Genomic DNA, 18536 nt, shown 5'->3' on the forward strand with positions numbered 1-18536 from the left:
GGGCGGTCCTGTATGGAGAGTTGCGACCAGGGGACGGATGGGACCGCGCAGTGCGGGGCTACGAACGCCAGGAGAGCCACCGAGCTGAAGACGACCACCTCTCGCGGTTCGAAGCCGAGATGGACCGGCTGAAAACCGACCGGGAGAAGGCCGTCCAGCACGCCGAGGACCTCGGTTACCAGGTCGAGGTCTTGCGAGCCAAGCTGCACGAGGCTCGGCGCAATCTCGCGACCCGTCCCGCCTACGGCGGCGCGGACTTGGGATACCAGGCCGAGCAGATGCTCCGTGACGCCCAGGCCCAGGCCGAGCAGGTGCGGGCCGACGCCGAGCGCGAGCTGCGCGATGCCCGGGCACAGACGCAGCGCATCCTCCAGGAGCACGCGGAGCACCAGGCCCGGCTCCAGGCCGAACTCCACAACGAGGCGGTCCAGCGCCGCCAGCGCCTCGACCAGGAACTGGCCGAACGCCGGCAGACCGTCGAAGCCCACGTCAACGAGAACGTCGCCTGGGCCGAGCAGCTGCGCGCCCGTACGGAGTCCCAGGCCCGCCGGCTCATGGAGGAGTCCCGGTCCGAGGCCGAGCAGTCCGTGAACGCCGCGCGGAGCGAGGCCGCCCGGGTCGCCGAGGAGACCCGCCAGCGGCTCGGCTCCGAGGCCGAGACCTCCCGCGCCGAGGCCGAGGCGATCCTGCTGCGCGCCCGCCGGGACGCCGAACGGATGCTGAGCACCGCCGCCGGCCAGGCCCAGGAGGCCACCCAGCACGCCGAGGAACTGCGGTCCACGACCACCGCCGAGGCCGACCGGGTCCGCCGGCAGGCCACCGACCTCCAGCGCTCCGCCGAACAGCACGCCCAGGAGGCCGAGACCCGGCTGCGCGAAGCGCGGCTGGAGGCGGAGAAGCTCCTCTCCGAGGCCAAGGACGCCGCGTCGAAGACGCTGGCCGGGGCCGAGTCGCAGAACGAACAGCGCACCCGCACCGCGAAGTCGGAGATCGCCCGGCTGGTCGGCGAAGCCACCAAGAGCGCCGAGACGCTGAAGGAAGAGTCCGAGCAGGCCCTCGCCGACGCCCGCGCCGAGGCGGAGCGGCTCCTCGCGGAGGCGGCCGAGAAGGCGCGTACGGCGGCTGCCGAGGACACCGCGGCCCAGCTCGCCAAGGCCGCCCGCAGCGCCGAGGAGGTGCTGACCAAGGCGTCCGAGGACGCGTCCTCCACCACCCGGGCCGCCGCGGAGGAGGCCGAGCGCATCCGCCGCGAGGCGGAGACCGAGGCGGACCGGCTGCGCGGCGAGGCCGCCGAGCAGGCCGACCAGCTCAAGGGCGCGGCCGAGGAAGGCACCAAGGAGTACCGGGCCAAGACGGTCGAGCTCCAGGAAGAGGCCCGCCGGCTGCGCGGCGAGGCCGAGCAGCTGCGCTCCGAGGCGGTCGCCGAGGGCGAGCGCATCCGGGGCGAGGCCCGCCGCGAGGCCGTCCAGCAGATCGAGGAGGGTGCCCGCACCGCCGAGGAGCTGCTGACCAAGGCGAGGACCGACGCCGAGGAGCAGCGTGCCTCCGCCTCCGCCGAGAGCGAGCGGGTCCGCACCGAGGCCGGCGAGCGCTCGACGACCCTGCGCAAGCAGGCCGAGGAGGCCCTGGAGCGCGCCCGCGCCGAGGCCGAGGCCCTGCGGGCGGAGGCCGAGGAGCAGGCGGAGTCCACGAAGACGGCGGCCGAGGAGGCCGCCGAGGAACTGCGCGCCGAGACGGAACGCCAGGTGGCGGCCCGCGCCGAGGAGGCCGCGGCGGAACTGGACCGGCTGCGCACCGACGCCGAGACCCGGGTCACCTCCGCCGAGGAGGCCCTCGGTACGGCCCGTACGGAGGCGGAGCGCATCCGCCGGGAGACGGCCGAGGAGTCCGAGCGGCTGCGCGCCGAGGCCACCGAGCGGCTGCGCACCCTCCAGGAGCAGGCCGAGGCGGAGGCGCAGCGGCTGCGCGACGAGGCCGCGGCCGACGCGGCCCAGTCGCGTTCCGAGGGCGAGACCGTCGCCGTACGGCTGCGTACCGAGGCGGCCACCGAGGCGGAGCGCCTCAAGTCCGAGGCTCAGGAGACGGCCGACCGGGTGCGGGCCGAGGCGGCTGCCGCCGCCGAGCGCGTCGCGGCCGAGGCGGCCGAGGCGCTGGAGGCCGCCCAGGAGGAGGCCAACCGGCGTCGCCGCACGGCCGAGGAGACCCTGGAGACGGCCCGGTCCGAGGCCGGGCAGGAGCGCGAGCGGGCCCGCGAGCAGAGCGAGGAGCTCCTCGCGTCCGCCCGTACCCGGGTCGAGGAGGCACAGACCGAGGCGCAGCGCCTCGTCGGCGAGGCGGAGAGCCGTTCGGCCGAACTGGTCGCCGCCGCCGAGCAGACGGCCCAGCAGGTACGCGAATCGGTCGCCGGACTGCACGAGCAGGCCGAGACGGAGATCGCCGCGCAGCGCACGGCCGCCGAGCAGGAGGCCACGCGGACGCGGACCGAGGCGCGGGAGGAGGCGGACCGGCTGCGCGCCGACGCCGCCGCGGAGCGGGAGCGGGCCGGCGAGGACGCCAACCGCATCCGTCAGGTCGCGGCCGAGGAGTCGGACGCGGCGAAGGCGCTCGCGGAGCGGACCGTCACGGACGCCATCGCGGAGTCCGAGCGGCTGCGCGCGGAGGCCGCGGAGTACAGCCAGCGGGTGCGTACCGAGGCGTCCGACGCCCTCACGTCCGCCGAGCAGGACGCCTCCCGGTCCCGTGCGGAGGCCCGCGAGGACGCCAACCGCATGCGGTCCGACGCGGCGGTGCAGGCCGACCGGCTGGTCGCGGAGGCGACGAGCGAGGGCGAGCGCATCCGTCAGGAGGCGACCGACTCGTCGAACCAGCTCGTCGGCGAGGCCACGAAGGAGGCCGAGCGGCGTCGCTCGGAGGCGGCGAAGACCGTGGCCTCGGCGCAGGAGCACGCGGCCCGTACCCGCGAGGAGTCCGCGAAGCTGCGGACCGACGCGGAGGAGGCGGCCGAGAAGCTCGGCAACGACGCCCGCGAGGAGGCCGAGCGTGCGCTGGACGAGGCGCGGCAGTCGGCGGCCAAGCGCCGGGCGGACGCGGCCGAGCAGGCGGACCAGCTGATCAACAAGGCGCGCGAGGAGGCTCTGCGGACGGCCACCGAGTCGGAGGCGCAGGCCGACACCATGGTCGACGCCGCCCGCAAGGAGGCCGTCCGGATCACCTCGGAGGCCACCGTCGAGGGCAACACCCTGGTGGAGCGGGCGCGCACCGACGCCGACGAACTGCTGGTCGGCGCGCGACGGGACGCCACCGCCACCCGGGAGCGCGCGGAGGAACACCGCACCCGGACGGAGGCCGAGGTCGAGGAGCTGCACGAGCGGGCCCGCCGGGAGACGTCCGAGCAGATGAAGACCGCCGGGGAGCGTGTCGACCATCTGATGAAGGCGGCCACCGAGCAGCGCGACGAGGCCGAGAAGAAGGCCAAGGAGCTGCTGTCCGACGCGAATTCGGAAGCGGGCAAGGTCCGGATCGCGGCGGTCAAGCGCGCGGAGTCCCTGCTCAAGGAGGCGGAGTCCAAGAAGGCGGAGCTCATCCGCGAGGCCGAGAAGCTGCGGGCCGAGGCCGCGGCCGAGGCGAAGCGTACGGTGGACGAGGGACAGCGGGAACTCGACGTCCTCGTGCGCAGGCGCGCGGACATCAATACGGAGATCTCCCGTGTCCAGGACGTGCTGGAGGCGTTGGAGTCTTTCGAGGTTCCGGCGGGAGGCGGGAAGGCCGCCGGCGGGGGAACTCTCGGGGGCGGGATCAAGGCCGCGGCCGGCGCGGGTACCCGGGCGGGCGGCAAGCAGACGGAGGGCTGAGGGACTGTCGGGGACGGGGGACGGGGTGCGCGACCGCGTGCGACCGGCGTTCCCGGCCACCCCGGAGAGTGATCAGCGTCGCACGGGTCCGCCACCCGAAAGAGGTGTCATTCTCCAGATCAAACTGGTATCTCCACGCTGACACGCCGCTTTGGCCCCTAGGATTCCCTCTATCACCTCACCGGTCTCATTCGACAGGAAACCCATGAGCGACCCCTCTTCCCCCTTCGGCTTCGAGCTCGTGCGACGTGGTTACGACCGCGGTCAGGTGGACGACCGCATCACCAAGCTCGTCGCCGACCGTGATAGTGCGCTCGCGCGCATCACCTCCCTGGAGAAGCGCATCGAGGAGCTCCACCTCGAGACGCAGAACGCCCAGGCCCAGGTGAGCGACGCCGAGCCCTCCTACGCCGGCCTCGGTGCCCGCGTCGAGAAGATCCTCCGCCTCGCCGAGGAGGAGGCCAAGGACCTGCGCGAAGAGGCCCGCCGCGCCGCCGAGCAGCACCGCGAGCTGGCCGAGTCGGCCGCCCAGCAGGTGCGCAACGACGCGGAGAACTTCGCCGCCGAGCGGAAGGCGAAGGCGGAGGACGACGGGGTCCGTATCGTCGACAAGGCCAAGGGCGAGGCGACCACGCTGCGCACCGAGGCGCAGAAGGACGCCCAGCAGAAGCGCGAGGAGGCGGACGCCCTCTTCGAGGAGACCCGCGCCAAGGCCGCCCAGGCCGCCGCGGACTTCGAGACCAACCTGGCCAAGCGCCGCGACCAGTCGGAGCGCGACCTCGCGTCCCGTCAGGCCAAGGCCGAGAAGCGCCTCGCGGAGATCGAGCACCGCGCGGAGCAGCTCCGCCTGGAGGCCGAGAAGCTCCGTACGGACGCCGAGCGCCGGGCCCGCCAGACGGTGGAGACCGCGCAGCGCCAGTCCGAGGACATCGTGGCCGACGCGAACGCCAAGGCCGACCGCATCCGCAGCGAGTCGGAGCGCGAGCTGGCGGCGCTCACCAACCGCCGCGACTCGATCAACGCCCAGCTGACCAACGTCCGCGAGATGCTGGCGACGCTGACCGGCGCGGCCGTGGCCGCCGCCTCCTCCCCGGTGGACGACGAGCCCGCCACCCGTGGTGTCCCGGCCCAGCAGACCCGCTGACGCCGTCTCACACCCTCGGCCCACCTTCGTGCGCCCGGTTCCGCCTTTGTGGTGGCGCCGGGCGCGCGGCCGTTCTAGCGTGAACGCATGATCGAGCTCGAAGGACTGACCAAGCGCTACGGCCAGAAGGTCGCCGTCGACGCCTTGTCCTGCCGAATCAGACCGGGGATGGTCACCGGTTTCCTCGGCCCGAACGGCGCGGGCAAGTCCACCACGATGCGGATGATGCTCGATCTGGACAACCCGACCAGTGGTTCGGTGCGCATCGACGGCAAGCGGTACCGCGAGCTGGACGAGCCGCTGAAGTACATCGGGGCGCTGCTCGACGCCAAGTCGATGCACGGCGGCCGGAGCGCGTACAACAATCTGCTCTGCCTGGCGCAGAGCAACCGCATCCCCGCCTCGCGGGTCGCGGAGGTGCTCGACACGGTCGGGCTGAGCGCGGTGGCGAGGAAGAAGTCGAAGGGCTTCTCGCTGGGCATGGGGCAGCGGCTCGGTATCGCCTCGGCGCTGCTGGGCGATCCGCAGATCCTGATGTTCGACGAGCCGGTCAACGGTCTCGACCCCGAGGGCATCCACTGGATCCGGAACCTGATGCGCGCGCTCGCCGCCGAGGGCCGGACGATCTTCGTCTCCTCGCACCTGATGAGCGAGATGGCGCTGACGGCGGACCACCTGATCGTGATCGGTCAGGGGCGGCTGCTCGCCGACACGTCGATGGCGGACTTCATCCACCAGAACTCACGGAGTTACGTGCGGCTGCGCTCCCCGGACCAGGAGCGGCTGCGCGACGCGCTCGCCGCCGGGGGCTTCACCCCGGTCGAGGCGGAGAACGGCACCCTGGAGGTCGACGGCGCGACGAGCGAGCAGCTCGGTGAGCTGGCCGCGCGCCATCAGCTCGTCCTCCACGAACTGAGCCCGCAACGGGCCTCGTTGGAGGAGGCGTTCATGCAGATGACGGCGGGTTCGGTGGAGTACCACGCGCACGGGGACGCCGAGGCGGCTGTCGGCGCGGCCGGTGCGGGCGCGGTTCCCCCGGCGGCGGCCGACGGCCCGAGGCAGGCAGGTGGTCCCGGGCAGGCGGGCGGGCGCTGGGGCGCCGGCTGGAACGACTCCGACGGCAAGGGGGTGTGACCGATGGCATCGGTACCCGCGGTCCTGACCTCCGAGTGGACGAAGATCCGTACGGTCTCCTCCACCACGTGGACGCTCATCTCGGCCTTCGTCGTCACGGTGGCCATGGGCGCCGCCCTGAGCGCGCTGTTCAGGTCGCGGTTCGACGACCTCGACGCCACGGAACGGGCGACCTTCGACCCCACCTTCGTCAGCTTCTCCGGGATGATCCTCGGTCAGCTCGCGATGGTCGTCTTCGGCGTACTGGTGGTCGGTACGGAGTACAGCTCCGGGATGATCCGGACCTCGCTGGCTGCCGTGCCCCGGCGCGGCACGCTCCTCTTCAGCAAGATCGCGGTGGCCGGGGTGCTCGCCCTGGTCGTCGGGCTGATCACCAGCTTCGTCGCCTTCCTCCTCGGACAGGCGCTGCTCGGCGACCACGGCACGGACCTCGGCGCGGACAACGTGCTGCGCGCGGTGGTCGGCGGTGGCCTCTACATGGGCCTCATCGCGGTCTTCTCGATGGGCGTGGCCGCGATGCTGCGGAGTTCGATGCTCTCGCTGGGCATCCTGATGCCCTTCTTCTTCCTCGTCTCGCAGATCCTGTCCTCGGTCCCGGGCGCCAAGACGGTGGCCCGTTACTTCCCCGACCAGGCGGGCTCCAAGATCATGCAGGTGATCCCCGACGCGATGGGCAGTGACAAGGCGCCGTACGGGCCCTGGGGCGGACTCGGCATCATGGTGATCTGGGTGGTCGCGGCGCTGGTGGGCGGCTACCTCGTGCTCCGGAAGCGGGACGCGTAGGCGGTGGCCCGCCCGAGCGGAACGGTCGGACACGCTGGAAAGGGTTTGTCCCGCGGCCCCCGTGTGCCGGGGACCGCGGGACAACCCGGGGCGCTGAGGCACCGGAATCTTTCGGAGGTTCAGGGCTCAGGCCCGGCCGGAGCGGCTCAGTGGTCGCTGTCGCCGTCGAGCAGGCGGGCCTGCACGAAGTTCCAGGTGCCCGGGGTGCTCGACCAGCCGGTCACGGGAGCGTCGAAGCCTGATCCGGTCGTCTTGGCCGGCCAGGTGAACATCCGGACGAACTCCTGCGGGCGGGTCTCGGAGACGGGGTAACGCCCCAGGGCGGCGAGGTCGTCGCGTCCGTCACCGTTGTAGTCGCCGGCGACGACGGACAGGTTGCCGAAGGTGAAGGCGCCGGCCGCGCCGGTCCAGGCGGTGACGGGTGCGGAGAACTTCCCCGCGGTGGTGCTGGTCAGCGTGGACACCGTGTCGTGCCCGTCCTCGTAGTCGTACCAGAGGGCGACGTCGTCGCGTCCGTCACCGTTGAAGTCTCCCGCGTAGGGAGTGGCACGGTTCCAGTCGCCCCAGGTCGTGGTGCTGGTCCAGGAGGAGAGGGCGTTCTGGAAGCCCCCGTCCTGGTCGGCGAGCCAGGTGAACATGGCTACGTGGCCGTCGTTGTAGTCGGCGAAGCCGGCCAGGTCGTCGCGCCCGTCGCCGTTGTAGTCGCCGGTGACGTACTTGATGTTCTCGGTCACCCAGCCGTCGGCGCTGGTGAACGAGGTGAACGGCGCGTCGAGGAGACCGTCGGCGGTGGCCGTGAAGGTGTACAGCGTGTCGCTGCCGTTGGCGAACTTGTACCAGACGGCGATGTCGTCGCGGCCGTCGCCGTCGAAGTCACCGCTGTGCAGGCTCATGCTGGTGCCGCGCCAGGAGTTGGACCAGGCCAGGACGGGAGTGGCGAATCCGCCGTCGGGCTTGCCGAGGGCGGTGTAGATCTTCGCGGTGTCGTTCCCGGCGTCGTAGAGCATGGCCGCGTCGCCGAGGCCGTCACCGTCGTAGTCACCGGTGACGAACTGCATCTTGCTGACGTCCCAGGCGCCGACCGCGGACACGTAGGAGAGGAACGGCTCGGTCAGGGTGGCGTCGGAGCCGGCGGTCAGGGTGAAGGTCGAGTTGTGACCGTCCAGGTAGGTGTACCAGACGCCGATGTCACTGCGGCCGTCACCGTTGTAGTCGTGGCGGGGTGTGACCGCGCCGACCGTCGCGTCGATCCAGGTACGCACCGTGTCCGTGCGGGTGTCGACGGCACCCGTCCGGGTGTCGGCCGGATCGGCGCCGAAGCAGCCGCCCTCCCAGGCACGGCTGTTGATGCCGACGAGCTGCGCCGAACCGCCGACCCGGCGGAAGGTGGGGCCTCCACCGTCGCCCTTGCAGACGGCGGCGCCGTCCTTGCCGGTGATGGCCACCTCGGTGTCACCGACCGTGGTCGCGGTGAAGGAGCCGGTGTGCAGTCGCACCGGCGCCCATTCGTCCTTGGTACGCCCGTATCCCGCGGACAGCAGCTCCTCGCCCGCCACGGGCGCGGTCGTGCTGAGCTCGACAGGGGTGATGCCGGTGACCGGGGCGGCGAGCTTGGCGAGCACCAAGTCCTGGTCGGGGTGGGGAACGAGCTTGACGACGTTGCGGACCTGCCCGGCCGTGCTGGTCAGATCCGTGCGTCCGACGGTCGCGACCGTCTTCGTCTTCGGAGCACCTGCCGGGACGTCGAGTCCGGCGACGGGATTGTCGACGAAGCAACTTGCGGCGGTGAGGAGCCACTGTTCGTCCACCAACGCGCCGGAACAGGCACGGGCGGCGTCTCCCTCACCGATTTCCACCCGTGCGGTGAACGCGGAGGTCGCATCGGTGTCGGCGGTGCCGCTGACCGCGCTCGCGGGGGCACCGGCGAGCGTCAGCTCCACCGCGAGCAGGGCTGCGGCGAGCGCCGGGAGGCGCAGGGGTCTGGTGTGTCGCATGAGTCTTTGACTTTCTGGTACGGAGGGCTGCCCGCCGGGTGAAGGGGGCGGCAGCACGGCACGACGGCGGACGTGGAAACGGCGGCCGCGGGGCGCTCGACGGACCCACGGGCTGTGTCCGTCGGAGTGCCGGGACCGTCCGGTCTCGTGGACCGGGGTTGCCCGGCGGACTCCGGTCTCGTGGATTGGGTTCGCCCGGCGGACGGCGAGGCGGTCGGGGCTCGACGAGCGTGGCCCGCCTGCCCGGGCGGTTACTTGGAGGCCCTGATCTCCACGAGCGTCCAGTCCTGGCTGGCGTCGACGGAGCGACCCACCCCGAGCCACTGGTTCTTGGTGGCGGTCCAGCTTTGCTCATCGGAGTCCGTGGTCAGGGAGACCGTGGTGGTGTAGTCGCCGGCGCCCCAGACCGAGAAGGCGGTCGGTATCTCCAGGCTCAGCCAGCCGCCGTTGCCGGTGACGAGGAAGCAGATGTTCACCCCGGCGGGCTGCGACGACGACCTGACCTTCACCAGGTTGCCCCCGGCCGCACAGTCGGCCAGGACGATGTGCCCGTCGCCCCGCTTGAGGGTGATGCCCGTCTCGGCGAGGATCCGCTCGGCACCGGGGTAGCCGAAATCCTCGACCGCGTAGCCGGGTGCCTCGTCGGCGACGAGGGAGGCGACCCGATCCGCCCCGTCCGACGAACCCTTCTGGCCGGATGCGGAGCCGGCCGCCACCACGCAGGCGGCCACGCCGGCCGCCACGGCCACGACGGCGGCCCGACGTCGCAGCCCTCTGTACTTCGCCCTTGCCTCGGTCGCACCAGGTGTACCCATGACAGTCCTCACGCTCGATTCCCTCCACATAAAGAGAAATGACTCCCCGAATTCACCTCCGATTCACCATCACGTCATGGATGATGAATTCGGAATTCACCGTTCCGACATCGAAGTACACCGGCCCGGCAATCCATCCGAAGATCCTCTCGACACGCCATACAAGCTCAGTCCGCGCACTTTTGTCCACCACATAAAGACGGTCGTTCACGTTTCAGCCACCAGGGCCGCCACGACTCATCCACGTTGCCCTCATATACCCCCGCAACACGTGGTCGGGTTGGTTATGCACGAAAATGACCGCACCCCCCGGGAACGCGAAGTCACGCCCGAGCCGCTTCCCGCTCCGACGCCGGAAAGGCCCCCCGCCGCCGCCCGGGGAACGGGACCAGGCAGCCTCTACCGACCCCTGCAAGCCCACGGGACCGACAAGAACCTGGACATCCGGCGCACCGCAGGCCCGTACGGGGCGGCGTTCCGCCATCCGCCCCGTCTGCACCACGGGCAGATCCGGTAAATTCCCCTGAACCGAGCCACCTTTCATTCCGGAGCATCCGTACCAGTCCATGGTGTGGGAAATTAAGTACGGCCGACCTCAAGTTCGTCCCGGAATTCGGGATGAATCAGCACACGGCATCGGATGCGATGCAGCGCAAGGCGGAGGAACGCTCGCATACTGGGTGTGTGCGGACGTTCCGACAGCGCGGCGAAGCGCCGCAGCCCTCGTCGCGCACCCGCCAGAAATTGCGGGACAGCCTTGAGGGGCGGCATGAGGGGGATTCGTTCGCGGAGCGGTGTGCGATGCGAAGTCGGCTTATCGCGTTCAGCCCTGCGGGAACCGCCTACGGGTCTTCGCACCGCGAAGGAGCCGGACCGGCACCCGCAGGACCCGGCTCGTCGACCCAGTCGTCCGGGCAGGTGCCCGGACACCCCTCCGCGGACCGGTCGCGCCTTCGCCGGAACCGTACGGACCTGGTTATCCTCCTCACTCACACGGGGGTACACGGCCGAGCGGGCCGGGCCCCGACGACGGATGAGTCGATGGGGCTGGGAATGATCGAGGCAGTCGGCCTGACCAAGCGTTACGGCGGCCAGACGGCCGTGGACAACCTCTCCTTCCGGATCAGGCCAGGAGTGGTCACGGGCTTCCTCGGCCCGAACGGGTCGGGCAAGTCCACCACCATGCGGATGATGCTCGGACTCGACCGGCCGACGTCCGGCCACGTGACGATCGGCGGCCACTCCTATCCGAGCCTGCCGAACGCACCCCGCCAGGTGGGCGCGCTGCTGGACGCGAAGGCGGTGCACGGCGGGCGCAGCGCCCGTAACCACCTGTTGTCACTGGCCCAGCTGGCGGGCATCCCGGCAGCCCGGGTCGACGAGGTGCTCGGCGTGGTGGGTCTGCGTGAGGTGGCCCACCGACGCTCCAGGAACTACTCGCTCGGGATGGGGCAGCGGCTCGGCATCGCGGCGGCGCTGCTGGGCGATCCGCAGGTGCTGCTCTTCGACGAGCCGGTCAACGGTCTCGACCCGGAGGGCATCCTCTGGGTCCGCAACCTGATGAAGGCGCTGGCGGCCGAGGGCCGAACGGTCTTCGTCTCCAGCCACCTGATGAGCGAGATGGCCCTGACGGCGGACCATCTGATCGTGATCGGGCGGGGCAGGCTGCTCTCCGACATGAGCGTCAAGGAGTTCATCTCGGTCAACTCCGCGGACTTCGCCCGGATCAGGGTGGCCGAGGACGCTCCGGAGTCCCGCGAGAAACTGACCGCCGCGCTGACGGGGGCGGGCGGACGGGTGCTGTCCGAGCCGGACGGCGCACTGCGGGTGGCCGGGCTGCCGCTGCCGCGGATCAGCGACCTCGCGCACGGGGCCGACGTACGGCTGTGGGAACTGTCGCCGCACCAGGCGTCCCTGGAGGAGGCGTACATGCGGATGACGCAGCACGTCGTGGACTACCGTTCCACGGACGACCCGAAGGCGGAGCTCCGGCCGCCCGCGCCCCCGTACGCCGTCCCACAGCCCGCCCCGAGTGCTCCCGGGTACGGGCAGCCGCCGGTGCCGCAGCGGTGGTACGCGCCCGCGCCGCCCGGCCGGAATCCGTACGCCACCGACGGGGCGACCGCCCCCGCCGCCCCGGCGCAGGCCGTGTCCGCGCCGGTCGCGCCCGCGCCGACCGCCCCCGCCCCCGCCCCCGCCCCCGCCGAGCAGAAGACCAGCGAGGACTCCCGATGACGACGCCGGCCACACCGCCGCTCCCCCAGGCCGACCCGCAGCCCGGTCCGGGTCCCGCCTTCCACGGACCGGCCGTCCCCGGGGGAGGTCCGCGACTCAGCGACTACGTCTCGCCGATCCCGGTCCGCCCGGCCACCTTCGGCGACGCGGTCGTCTCCGAGTGGACGAAGATCCGCTCGGTGCGCTCCACGATGTGGACGCTCGGCACCATGGTCGCGCTGCTGCTGGGCATCGGTCTGCTCGTCGCCCTGGGGGTGAACGCGGCGAGCGATCCGGGCATCGACGAGGGGGACAGAGAGGTGCTGAGCCTCGGCTTCTTCGGGGTGCTGCTCGGCTCGATCTGCGTGATCACGCTCGGCGTGCTGACCATCGCCTCGGAGTTCGGCACCGGCATGATCCGTACGACGCTGACGGCGTGCCCGAGCCGGAGCCGGGTGCTCGCGGCGAAGGCGTTCGTCTTCTTCTTGCTGGTCTTCGTCCTCACCACGGTGACGGCGGCCGTCGTGGCCATGCTCCAGACGGCCATCCTCGGCGGCAGCTCCTCCGCTTCGGGCGCCGACTGGACGCGGGCCACGGTCGGGGTCGGGCTGTACACCGCGCTGCTGGGGCTGCTCTCGCTCGGTATCGGCACGATCGTCCGGCACTCGGCGGGCGCGATCACCATCATGATCGGGGTGGTGCTGCTGCCGCTGGTGCTGGCCCTGTTCATGGCCGTGGACCAGCTGAACCGGCTCCGGGAGCTGCTCTTCGAGTACTCCGTCCCCAGCCAGATCGCCGCGCTCTACGACTCTTCGATCACCGAATCCGGCCCGTCCGGCTGGGACCCGGTGGCGATCATGTTCCTGCTGTCCGCCGCCGTCCTGGTCGTCGCCAACCTGGCGCTGAACCGACGCGACGTCTGACGCACCGCCGCCACGCCCCTTACGCGGATCAGTGGCGCGGGGCGTTCCGGGACCGCTGCACCCGTGTGGTGCGGCGGTCCTTCGCGTTCCAGCACGCCTTGTGCCAGTGCCGCCGGTCGTCGATGCCGCCGTACTCGGGCCATGCCACCAGGTGGGGCACGCCGGACGGGATCTCCTGGTCGCAGCCGGGGCAGCGGTACCGCTTGCCCTGCGCGCTGGCCCCGGCCACCGGGCGCACCGACCACTCCTCGCCCTGCCAGCTCTCGGTGGCCTGGCCGCCGCCGTACCGGTCCCCCGTGAGGCTCGCGTCGGAGGACGGGCTCTCGCCGCCCTTGGGGCGGTTGCGGCGCGGGGACACGGGACACCTCACGGGGCTGCGGCGGGGACAGGGACTTCCAGCCTAAAGGGGCACGGGGACCGGGAGGGACCCGCGCACGCACCGATCGGGCCCCTCGCGTGACGGGCGCGATCGCGGGCAACGGAGCCGAAGGCCGTCCCGCGGTTCCCGGCGGGGCACTGGTTACCGGAAAATCGCAACAATTTCTCCCCGGCCCGTGCCTTTGGCACGTGTCAGGCGTTGATGCCAGTAGGGGAAAACCGCGTCGGCCGCAAGGAGGCAGAAGGCGATGCGCGTGGGAACGTTCGTACTGGCAGCGCAGTTTCCGGGTCAGGGACAGGGCGAGGCCCTGCACCGGGCGATCCGGACCGCCGAGGTGGCGGAGGAGTCGGGGCTCGACTCCGTGTGGCTGGCGGAGCACCATTTCGTGCCGTACGGGGTCTGCCCCTCGGCCGTGACGCTGGCCGCGCTGCTGCTCGGCCGCACCCGCAGAATCCGGGTCGGTACGGCGGTCAGCGTGCTGCCGACCCAGCACCCCGTGGCGCTCGGCGAACAGGCGGCACTGCTCCACCTGACGTCCGACGGCCGGTTCAGCCTCGGCGTGGGCCGGGGCGGGCCCTGGGTGGACCTGGAGGTCTTCGGCGCGGGCCTGGAGGCGTACGACAGCGGCTTCCCGGAGTCCCTGGACCTGCTGCTCGACTGGCTGCGTGAGCCCCGGGTGGCCGGGCGCGGGAGCCGCTACCCCTTCCGCGAGGTGGCGGTGGTGCCGCGCGCGGACGAACTGCTCGACGCGGACGGGGCGCCGCGGCCCGGTCCGGAGGTGATCGTGGCGTGCACCTCGCCCCAGACGGTGCGCCTCGCCGCGGAGAAGGCCTTGCCGATGCTGCTCGGGATGCACTGCGGGGACGAGGACAAGGCGGAGATGGTCGCGCTGTGGCGCCGCAGCGCCCGGGAAGCCGGTCATCCGCCGGAGACCGTCGCGGGAGCCGCGCACGTCTCGGCGGGTGTGGCCCAGATCGGGGACTGCCGGGAGGACGCCGTACAGACGCTGGTGAAGGCGATGCCGGAGTGGCTGCGGGACGGCCTGGGCAAGCACGTGACCGTCGACGGCCGGTACCGCGTGATGCGCGACCCCGTGGCGTACACCGAACTGCTCTGCGGACTGCACCCGGTGGGACCGCCGCGGTTCGCCGCCGACCGGCTCGCGGCAACGGCCGAACGCACGGGCATCACCCGCTTCGCACTCCTCGCCGAGGGTTCCGGCGACCTCGCGGCGACGGAGGAGAACGTGCGCCGGCTGGGCACCGAGGTGCTGCCGCTGCTGGTCTGAGGATCTCCCCCGCGACACCGACGCGGGCGTGCCCGCGTGGTCGTGCCGGTGCACCGGCGGCGGCGCGCACGGGACACCGCCGCTCCGGGGCGGGACCGTCTTCCGGGGGCGCCGGCCCCGGCCCGGAGCTGCGGTGGAGACGTTCAGCAGTCCCGGAGTTCGGGCGACTGGTTGAGCAACTGGCCTCTCACCGAGGTGAACTTGGCCAGCCGGTCGTCGACCGAGGGGTCGAGCGGGAAGACCGCGACACGGTGGCAGTTCTGGAATGCCAGTCGCACTCCGAAGTGCCGCTGCAGGGCTCCGCGTATCGCGTCGCTCGCGAGCGCGCGCAGCAGCTGGCCACGTGCCTGCTCGTTCGGCGGCGGCGTCTGGTTGTCGGCGAACTGCCCGCCGTCCACCTTCAGCTGGGCCACCAGGGAGCTGATCATCTCCCATGCGTAGGGCAGGGAGGTCCGGACGCAGTCGACGAAGTCGGCTTCGTCGACCTCGCCTCGCTCGGCCTGTTCCAAGAGGGCCGGTGAGACGTCGAGCGACATGGGTTCTCCTCTCGCGACCCCGGCAGGAGGCCGGGGCCTTACGGGCACGGCAGAAGGACGGCGGCGACGCAGCGTGCACACCCGGCGACCTCCTGTCTTCCACGGTAAGGGCGCGGTCCTGGTCGCACCAGGAGATTGGGAACACAACCGGCCAACAACGAACCCGAGCAAAGAGGGGCAAGACCCTATGCGCTGCGGCAGGGGCGGAAGTGGCTCAGGAGGTACGAATCGCGCCGACCGCCCGTTGTCGAGTAGCGTTGCCGACCATGCGTCTCGTCATCGCCCGTTGCTCCGTCGACTACGCGGGCCGGCTCACCGCCCACCTGCCCTCCGCTCCCCGTCTGATCCTGGTGAAGGCGGACGGCAGCGTCTCGATCCACGCTGACGACCGGGCGTACAAACCGCTCAACTGGATGTCCCCGCCGTGCACCCTGAAGGAAGGCTCCGGCGACGGCGCCGGCGTCTGGACGGTGGTGAACAAAGCGGGCGAGAAACTGATCATCACGATGGAGGAGATCCTCCACGACTCCTCGCACGAGCTCGGCGTCGATCCCGGCCTGATCAAGGACGGCGTGGAAGCACACCTCCAGGAGTTGCTCGCCGACCGGATCGAGATCCTGGGCGAGGGATACACCCTGATCCGCCGCGAATACCCCACCGCCATCGGCCCCGTGGACATCCTCTGCCGGGACGCCGAGGGCGCGACCGTGGCCGTGGAGCTCAAGCGGCGCGGTGACATCGACGGTGTCGAGCAGCTCACCCGTTATCTGGAACTGCTCAACCGCGATCCCCACCTGGCGCCGGTACGGGGCGTCTTCGCGGCGCAGGAGATCAAGCCGCAGGCGCGGGTGCTCGCCACGGACCGCAAGATCGGCTGTGTGGTCCTGGACTACGACGCGATGCGCGGTATCGAGGACGACAAGCTGCGGCTGTTCTGATTTCCCGCCGGCCCCCGTGGGGTACGGCCGACCGGACGGTTTGATCGACAAGCCGTCCGGTTTTCGATGTTTCGGGCGAGGCCGTGCGCCCGGGAAACGTCGCCCAGTGGCTGTCCCGCGATTCGTGGTGGAGCCGTGCGCGACGTCGGACGCGGTACGTCGCAAGGCGGAGGAACGTCCACATACTTGACATGTGCGGACGTTCCCGCAACGCGGTGAGACGCCGTAGTTGCCGTCGCGCACCCACCAGGAATCGCTGGACGGCTCTTGGCCCGGAATCCGGCTGCTCAGGCTCCGTCGGGAGTGGCGGTCGCCGTCCCGGGGCTTCCCCAAGGGCTCGCTTCGGCGGTGCCGGACGCGGTGGCCGAGGCGACGCCGCCGTCGTCACCGCTCCCGCCCCCGTCACCGCCGGGGCTCTCGCCGGTGGACGGGGGCTCCGTCGTCGGAGTGGCCGACGGGTCGCCGCTCGTCTCCGAGGGGGCCGGGGTGGAGCCCGTGGGGCTTCCCTTGGGCGGGGTCGAGGTCGAGGAAGAACCACCGGACGGCGGCTTCGTCGCCGCGCTGCCGGTGTCGGACGCGGTGGGCGAGGTGGTGGCCGGGTCAGGACTCTGCGCCGTACCACTGCTGCCGGGCGTGGGTGTGCCGGTGGCGTCCGGGGTGGGTGTACCGGACGTGCCGGGCCGGACGGACGTGCTGCCGGTCGGTGCGGAGCTGCTGCCGGAGCCGTCGTCGCCGGCGGGGGTGTCCTCGGCCGGGACGGTGCTCTCCTCGTCGCCCTCCTCGGCGGAGTGCCCGGGGGTGACGCTCTGGTTGCCCGCGTCCTCGCTGCCCGCCGTGACGCCGAGTGTCACGACGGTACCGAGCACCGCGACCAGCAGCGCACCCGCGCCGACAGCCACCAGGTTGCGCCGGGCTCCGGTGACGACGGTCCGGCCCAGGGCCTTCACGCCGGTGGGACGCCCGCCCTTGCCCCGTGCCGCGGCCGGCACCGGGTAGCTCGCGGCGGGTTCGTCCGCCACCAGTGTCTGACGCGGCAGGGCGGGCAGCGGGGGCAGCGCCGGCAGGACTTGCGTCACGGCACCGTCGCCCCGGGCGCCCGTGGCGGTGTCCGCCGCGGCGCCGTCCGGCATCGCGCCCAGCGACAGCGCGCCGGAGCGGTCGGTGACCAGGGCGAGCGCACGGCGCCCCGCAACGGCACCGGACCGGTCGGCGAGCGCGCCGCGCAGCCCGATCGACGCCTCCAACTCCGCCCGCGCCCGGTCCAGATGTCCGGCACAGAGCGCGAGTACACCCAACTCGTGGTGGAAATAGGCTTCTTCGGCCACCTCGCCGGACAGCCGGGACGCCTCCTGGCCGACCCGCAGGGCCTTCTCCCAGGCGCCCCAGTGGAGGGCGGCGGCAAAGGCGGGGCCGGCGCTCCGGGCGAGCCGGACGACGACCGGGGCCGCCTCCGGGCTGCCGCCCGGGAGCAGGACCGCCATCGCCGCGAGTACGGCGTCGGCCTCGGCGACCGCGCGAGCCGGGGTGACCGAGGGGTGCTTGACCCACCAGGCGTAGTGCTCGGCGACGGTGAGGGCACGGTGCTCGGCGCCCTCGGCGTACCCGCCGAGTTCCAGCTGGACCTGGACACCGGCGGCCAGCCGGTAGCGCGAGCCCGCCGGCGAGAGGAGCCCGACGCCGGCGAGTTCGCCGAGCGCGGCGTCCGCGTGGGTGTGTCCGATCAGCGCCGGAAGGTGCGCCTGGTGCGGCACCTCGCCGCCGAGCGCGACGGCGTACCGCAGGGCTTCCCGGGCGGCCTCGCTGAGGCGGGAGGCGAGCAGCAGGGCGGGCGCGGCGGCCTCGCCGATGCTGGGCAGCGGCACCTCGTCGTCCGTGACCGGGACGAGGGGCACGGGGAGCGCGCCCGCGGGCCGCTCCTCGAAGGCGCCGTACTCGTCGAAGTCCTCCGGGATCTCCCGGAGCTGGTCGCGCTGGCGCAGCAGGGCGCCCGCCTGGACGAACCGCAGCGGGAGCCCCTCGGACTCGAACCAGAGGTCGCCCGACCAGTTCGACTCCTCGTCGGTGAGCGGCCGTCCGGCCACCCGGCCCAGCAGGTCGGTCGCGGCGGCACGGCTCAGCCCGGCGAGGGAGACCTCGTCGAGTTCGGTGTCCGCGGCCACGTCGGGGGTCGTACCGAAGAGGAAGGCGCACTCGGGCGTGGCGTCGAGGAGTTCCTCCAGGGCCGCGCCGCCGAACTCCAGGTCGTCCACGACGACGACCGCGCCGATCCCGGCGAGCGCGCCCAGCAGTTCCTCGCGCTCGGGACGGCGCAGCGGGGCGTCGTACACGGTCTCGTAGAGCGCGTGCAGCAGGTCGGGGGCGGTGCGCCGGTGGCCGGAGAGCCGGACGACACCGTCGGGCGCGAGTGCGGCGCAGTCGGCGGCGACGGCGTCCAGCAGGGCGGTGCTCCTCGGGCCGGTCGCTGTAGACGTACGCCCCCGCCCAGAGCTCCCGCCTCCGCAGCAGCCCGCGGTCCCGCGAGAGCATCACCCGCCGCT

At 72.1% G+C, this 18536-nt stretch carries 13 protein-coding genes; 8 read left to right on the forward strand and 5 right to left on the reverse strand.

Annotation, left to right across the window (positions count from 1 at the left end; all coding sequences use genetic code 11):
* The first annotated feature begins 50 nt into the window (after positions 1-50).
* The 4 genes from scy to ACWD3D_RS10175 all read left to right on the forward strand — a co-directional run bounded on the left by scy (position 51) and on the right by ACWD3D_RS10175 (position 6912).
* A complete protein-coding gene (gene scy, locus ACWD3D_RS10160; RefSeq protein ID WP_451460447.1) occupies positions 51-3851 on the forward strand; it encodes a polarized growth protein Scy in 3801 nt (1266 codons plus the stop codon).
* Positions 3852-4056: 205 nt separating this feature from the next.
* Positions 4057-4995, forward strand: coding sequence for a coiled-coil domain-containing protein (locus ACWD3D_RS10165; protein ID WP_266709183.1), 939 nt, complete (start codon positions 4057-4059; stop codon positions 4993-4995).
* 87 nt (positions 4996-5082) lie between these two features.
* Positions 5083-6129, forward strand: coding sequence for an ATP-binding cassette domain-containing protein (locus ACWD3D_RS10170; RefSeq protein ID WP_451460448.1), 1047 nt, complete (start codon positions 5083-5085; stop codon positions 6127-6129).
* Between the two features lie 3 nt (positions 6130-6132).
* On the forward strand, positions 6133-6912 hold the full coding sequence (locus ACWD3D_RS10175; protein WP_451460449.1) for an ABC transporter permease subunit: 780 nt from the start codon (positions 6133-6135) through the stop codon (positions 6910-6912).
* A gap of 146 nt (positions 6913-7058) precedes the next feature.
* Here ACWD3D_RS10175 and ACWD3D_RS10180 read toward each other — a convergent pair whose 3' ends face one another.
* On the reverse strand, positions 7059-8906 hold the full coding sequence (locus ACWD3D_RS10180) for a trypsin-like serine protease (RefSeq protein WP_451460450.1): 1848 nt from the start codon (positions 8904-8906) through the stop codon (positions 7059-7061).
* Between the two features lie 251 nt (positions 8907-9157).
* A complete protein-coding gene (locus ACWD3D_RS10185; RefSeq protein ID WP_451460451.1) occupies positions 9158-9721 on the reverse strand; it encodes a hypothetical protein in 564 nt (187 codons plus the stop codon).
* Positions 9722-10774: 1053 nt separating this feature from the next.
* Between ACWD3D_RS10185 and ACWD3D_RS10190 the strand changes: the two genes are divergently transcribed.
* Complete coding sequence (locus ACWD3D_RS10190) at positions 10775-11956, forward strand: ABC transporter ATP-binding protein (RefSeq protein ID WP_451460452.1); 1182 nt, start codon at positions 10775-10777, stop codon at positions 11954-11956.
* Entirely contained in the window at positions 11953-12858 is a 906-nt protein-coding gene (locus ACWD3D_RS10195; protein WP_451460453.1) for an ABC transporter permease subunit, read from the forward strand. The genes ACWD3D_RS10190 and ACWD3D_RS10195 overlap by 4 nt, the downstream gene beginning before the upstream one ends.
* 28 nt (positions 12859-12886) lie before the next feature.
* Here the strand turns inward: ACWD3D_RS10195 and ACWD3D_RS10200 are convergent, their stop codons facing one another.
* Positions 12887-13216, reverse strand: coding sequence for an ATP/GTP-binding protein (locus tag ACWD3D_RS10200; protein ID WP_451460454.1), 330 nt, complete (start codon positions 13214-13216; stop codon positions 12887-12889).
* Between the two features lie 268 nt (positions 13217-13484).
* Between ACWD3D_RS10200 and ACWD3D_RS10205 the strand changes: the two genes are divergently transcribed.
* A complete protein-coding gene (locus tag ACWD3D_RS10205) occupies positions 13485-14525 on the forward strand; it encodes an LLM class flavin-dependent oxidoreductase (RefSeq protein ID WP_451460455.1) in 1041 nt (346 codons plus the stop codon).
* 143 nt (positions 14526-14668) lie between these two features.
* On the opposite strand, the gene ACWD3D_RS10210 is transcribed toward ACWD3D_RS10205, so the two are convergent.
* Positions 14669-15061: an SCO5389 family protein gene (locus tag ACWD3D_RS10210; RefSeq protein ID WP_266709169.1), complete on the reverse strand. Its 393-nt coding sequence runs from the start codon at positions 15059-15061 to the stop codon at positions 14669-14671.
* A gap of 266 nt (positions 15062-15327) precedes the next feature.
* Between ACWD3D_RS10210 and nucS the strand changes: the two genes are divergently transcribed.
* A complete protein-coding gene (gene nucS, locus ACWD3D_RS10215) occupies positions 15328-15999 on the forward strand; it encodes an endonuclease NucS (RefSeq protein ID WP_451460456.1) in 672 nt (223 codons plus the stop codon).
* Positions 16000-16286: 287 nt separating this feature from the next.
* Here nucS and ACWD3D_RS10220 read toward each other — a convergent pair whose 3' ends face one another.
* The gene (locus tag ACWD3D_RS10220; protein ID WP_451460457.1) at positions 16287-18326 is read right to left on the reverse strand and encodes an ATP-binding protein; all 2040 of its coding nucleotides are present in this window, start codon (positions 18324-18326) and stop codon (positions 16287-16289) included.
* Positions 18327-18536 lie beyond the last annotated feature (210 nt).

The sequence above is a fragment of the Streptomyces sp. NPDC002690 genome, from assembly GCF_053592415.1.

What these genes read in the sequence shown, in the direction of transcription:
- nucS (WP_451460456.1), top strand. Translation starts at nt 15,328, where the DNA reads ATGCGTCTCGTCATCGCCCGTTGCTCCGTCGACTACGCGGGCCGGCTC.
- ACWD3D_RS10190 (WP_451460452.1), top strand. Translation starts at nt 10,775, where the DNA reads ATGATCGAGGCAGTCGGCCTGACCAAGCGTTACGGCGGCCAGACGGCC.
- ACWD3D_RS10175 (WP_451460449.1), top strand. Translation starts at nt 6,133, where the DNA reads ATGGCATCGGTACCCGCGGTCCTGACCTCCGAGTGGACGAAGATCCGT.
- ACWD3D_RS10185 (WP_451460451.1), bottom strand. Translation starts at nt 9,721, where the DNA reads ATGGGTACACCTGGTGCGACCGAGGCAAGGGCGAAGTACAGAGGGCTG.
- ACWD3D_RS10210 (WP_266709169.1), bottom strand. Translation starts at nt 15,061, where the DNA reads ATGTCGCTCGACGTCTCACCGGCCCTCTTGGAACAGGCCGAGCGAGGC.
- ACWD3D_RS10180 (WP_451460450.1), bottom strand. Translation starts at nt 8,906, where the DNA reads ATGCGACACACCAGACCCCTGCGCCTCCCGGCGCTCGCCGCAGCCCTG.
- ACWD3D_RS10165 (WP_266709183.1), top strand. Translation starts at nt 4,057, where the DNA reads ATGAGCGACCCCTCTTCCCCCTTCGGCTTCGAGCTCGTGCGACGTGGT.
- ACWD3D_RS10205 (WP_451460455.1), top strand. Translation starts at nt 13,485, where the DNA reads ATGCGCGTGGGAACGTTCGTACTGGCAGCGCAGTTTCCGGGTCAGGGA.
- ACWD3D_RS10170 (WP_451460448.1), top strand. Translation starts at nt 5,083, where the DNA reads ATGATCGAGCTCGAAGGACTGACCAAGCGCTACGGCCAGAAGGTCGCC.
- ACWD3D_RS10195 (WP_451460453.1), top strand. Translation starts at nt 11,953, where the DNA reads ATGACGACGCCGGCCACACCGCCGCTCCCCCAGGCCGACCCGCAGCCC.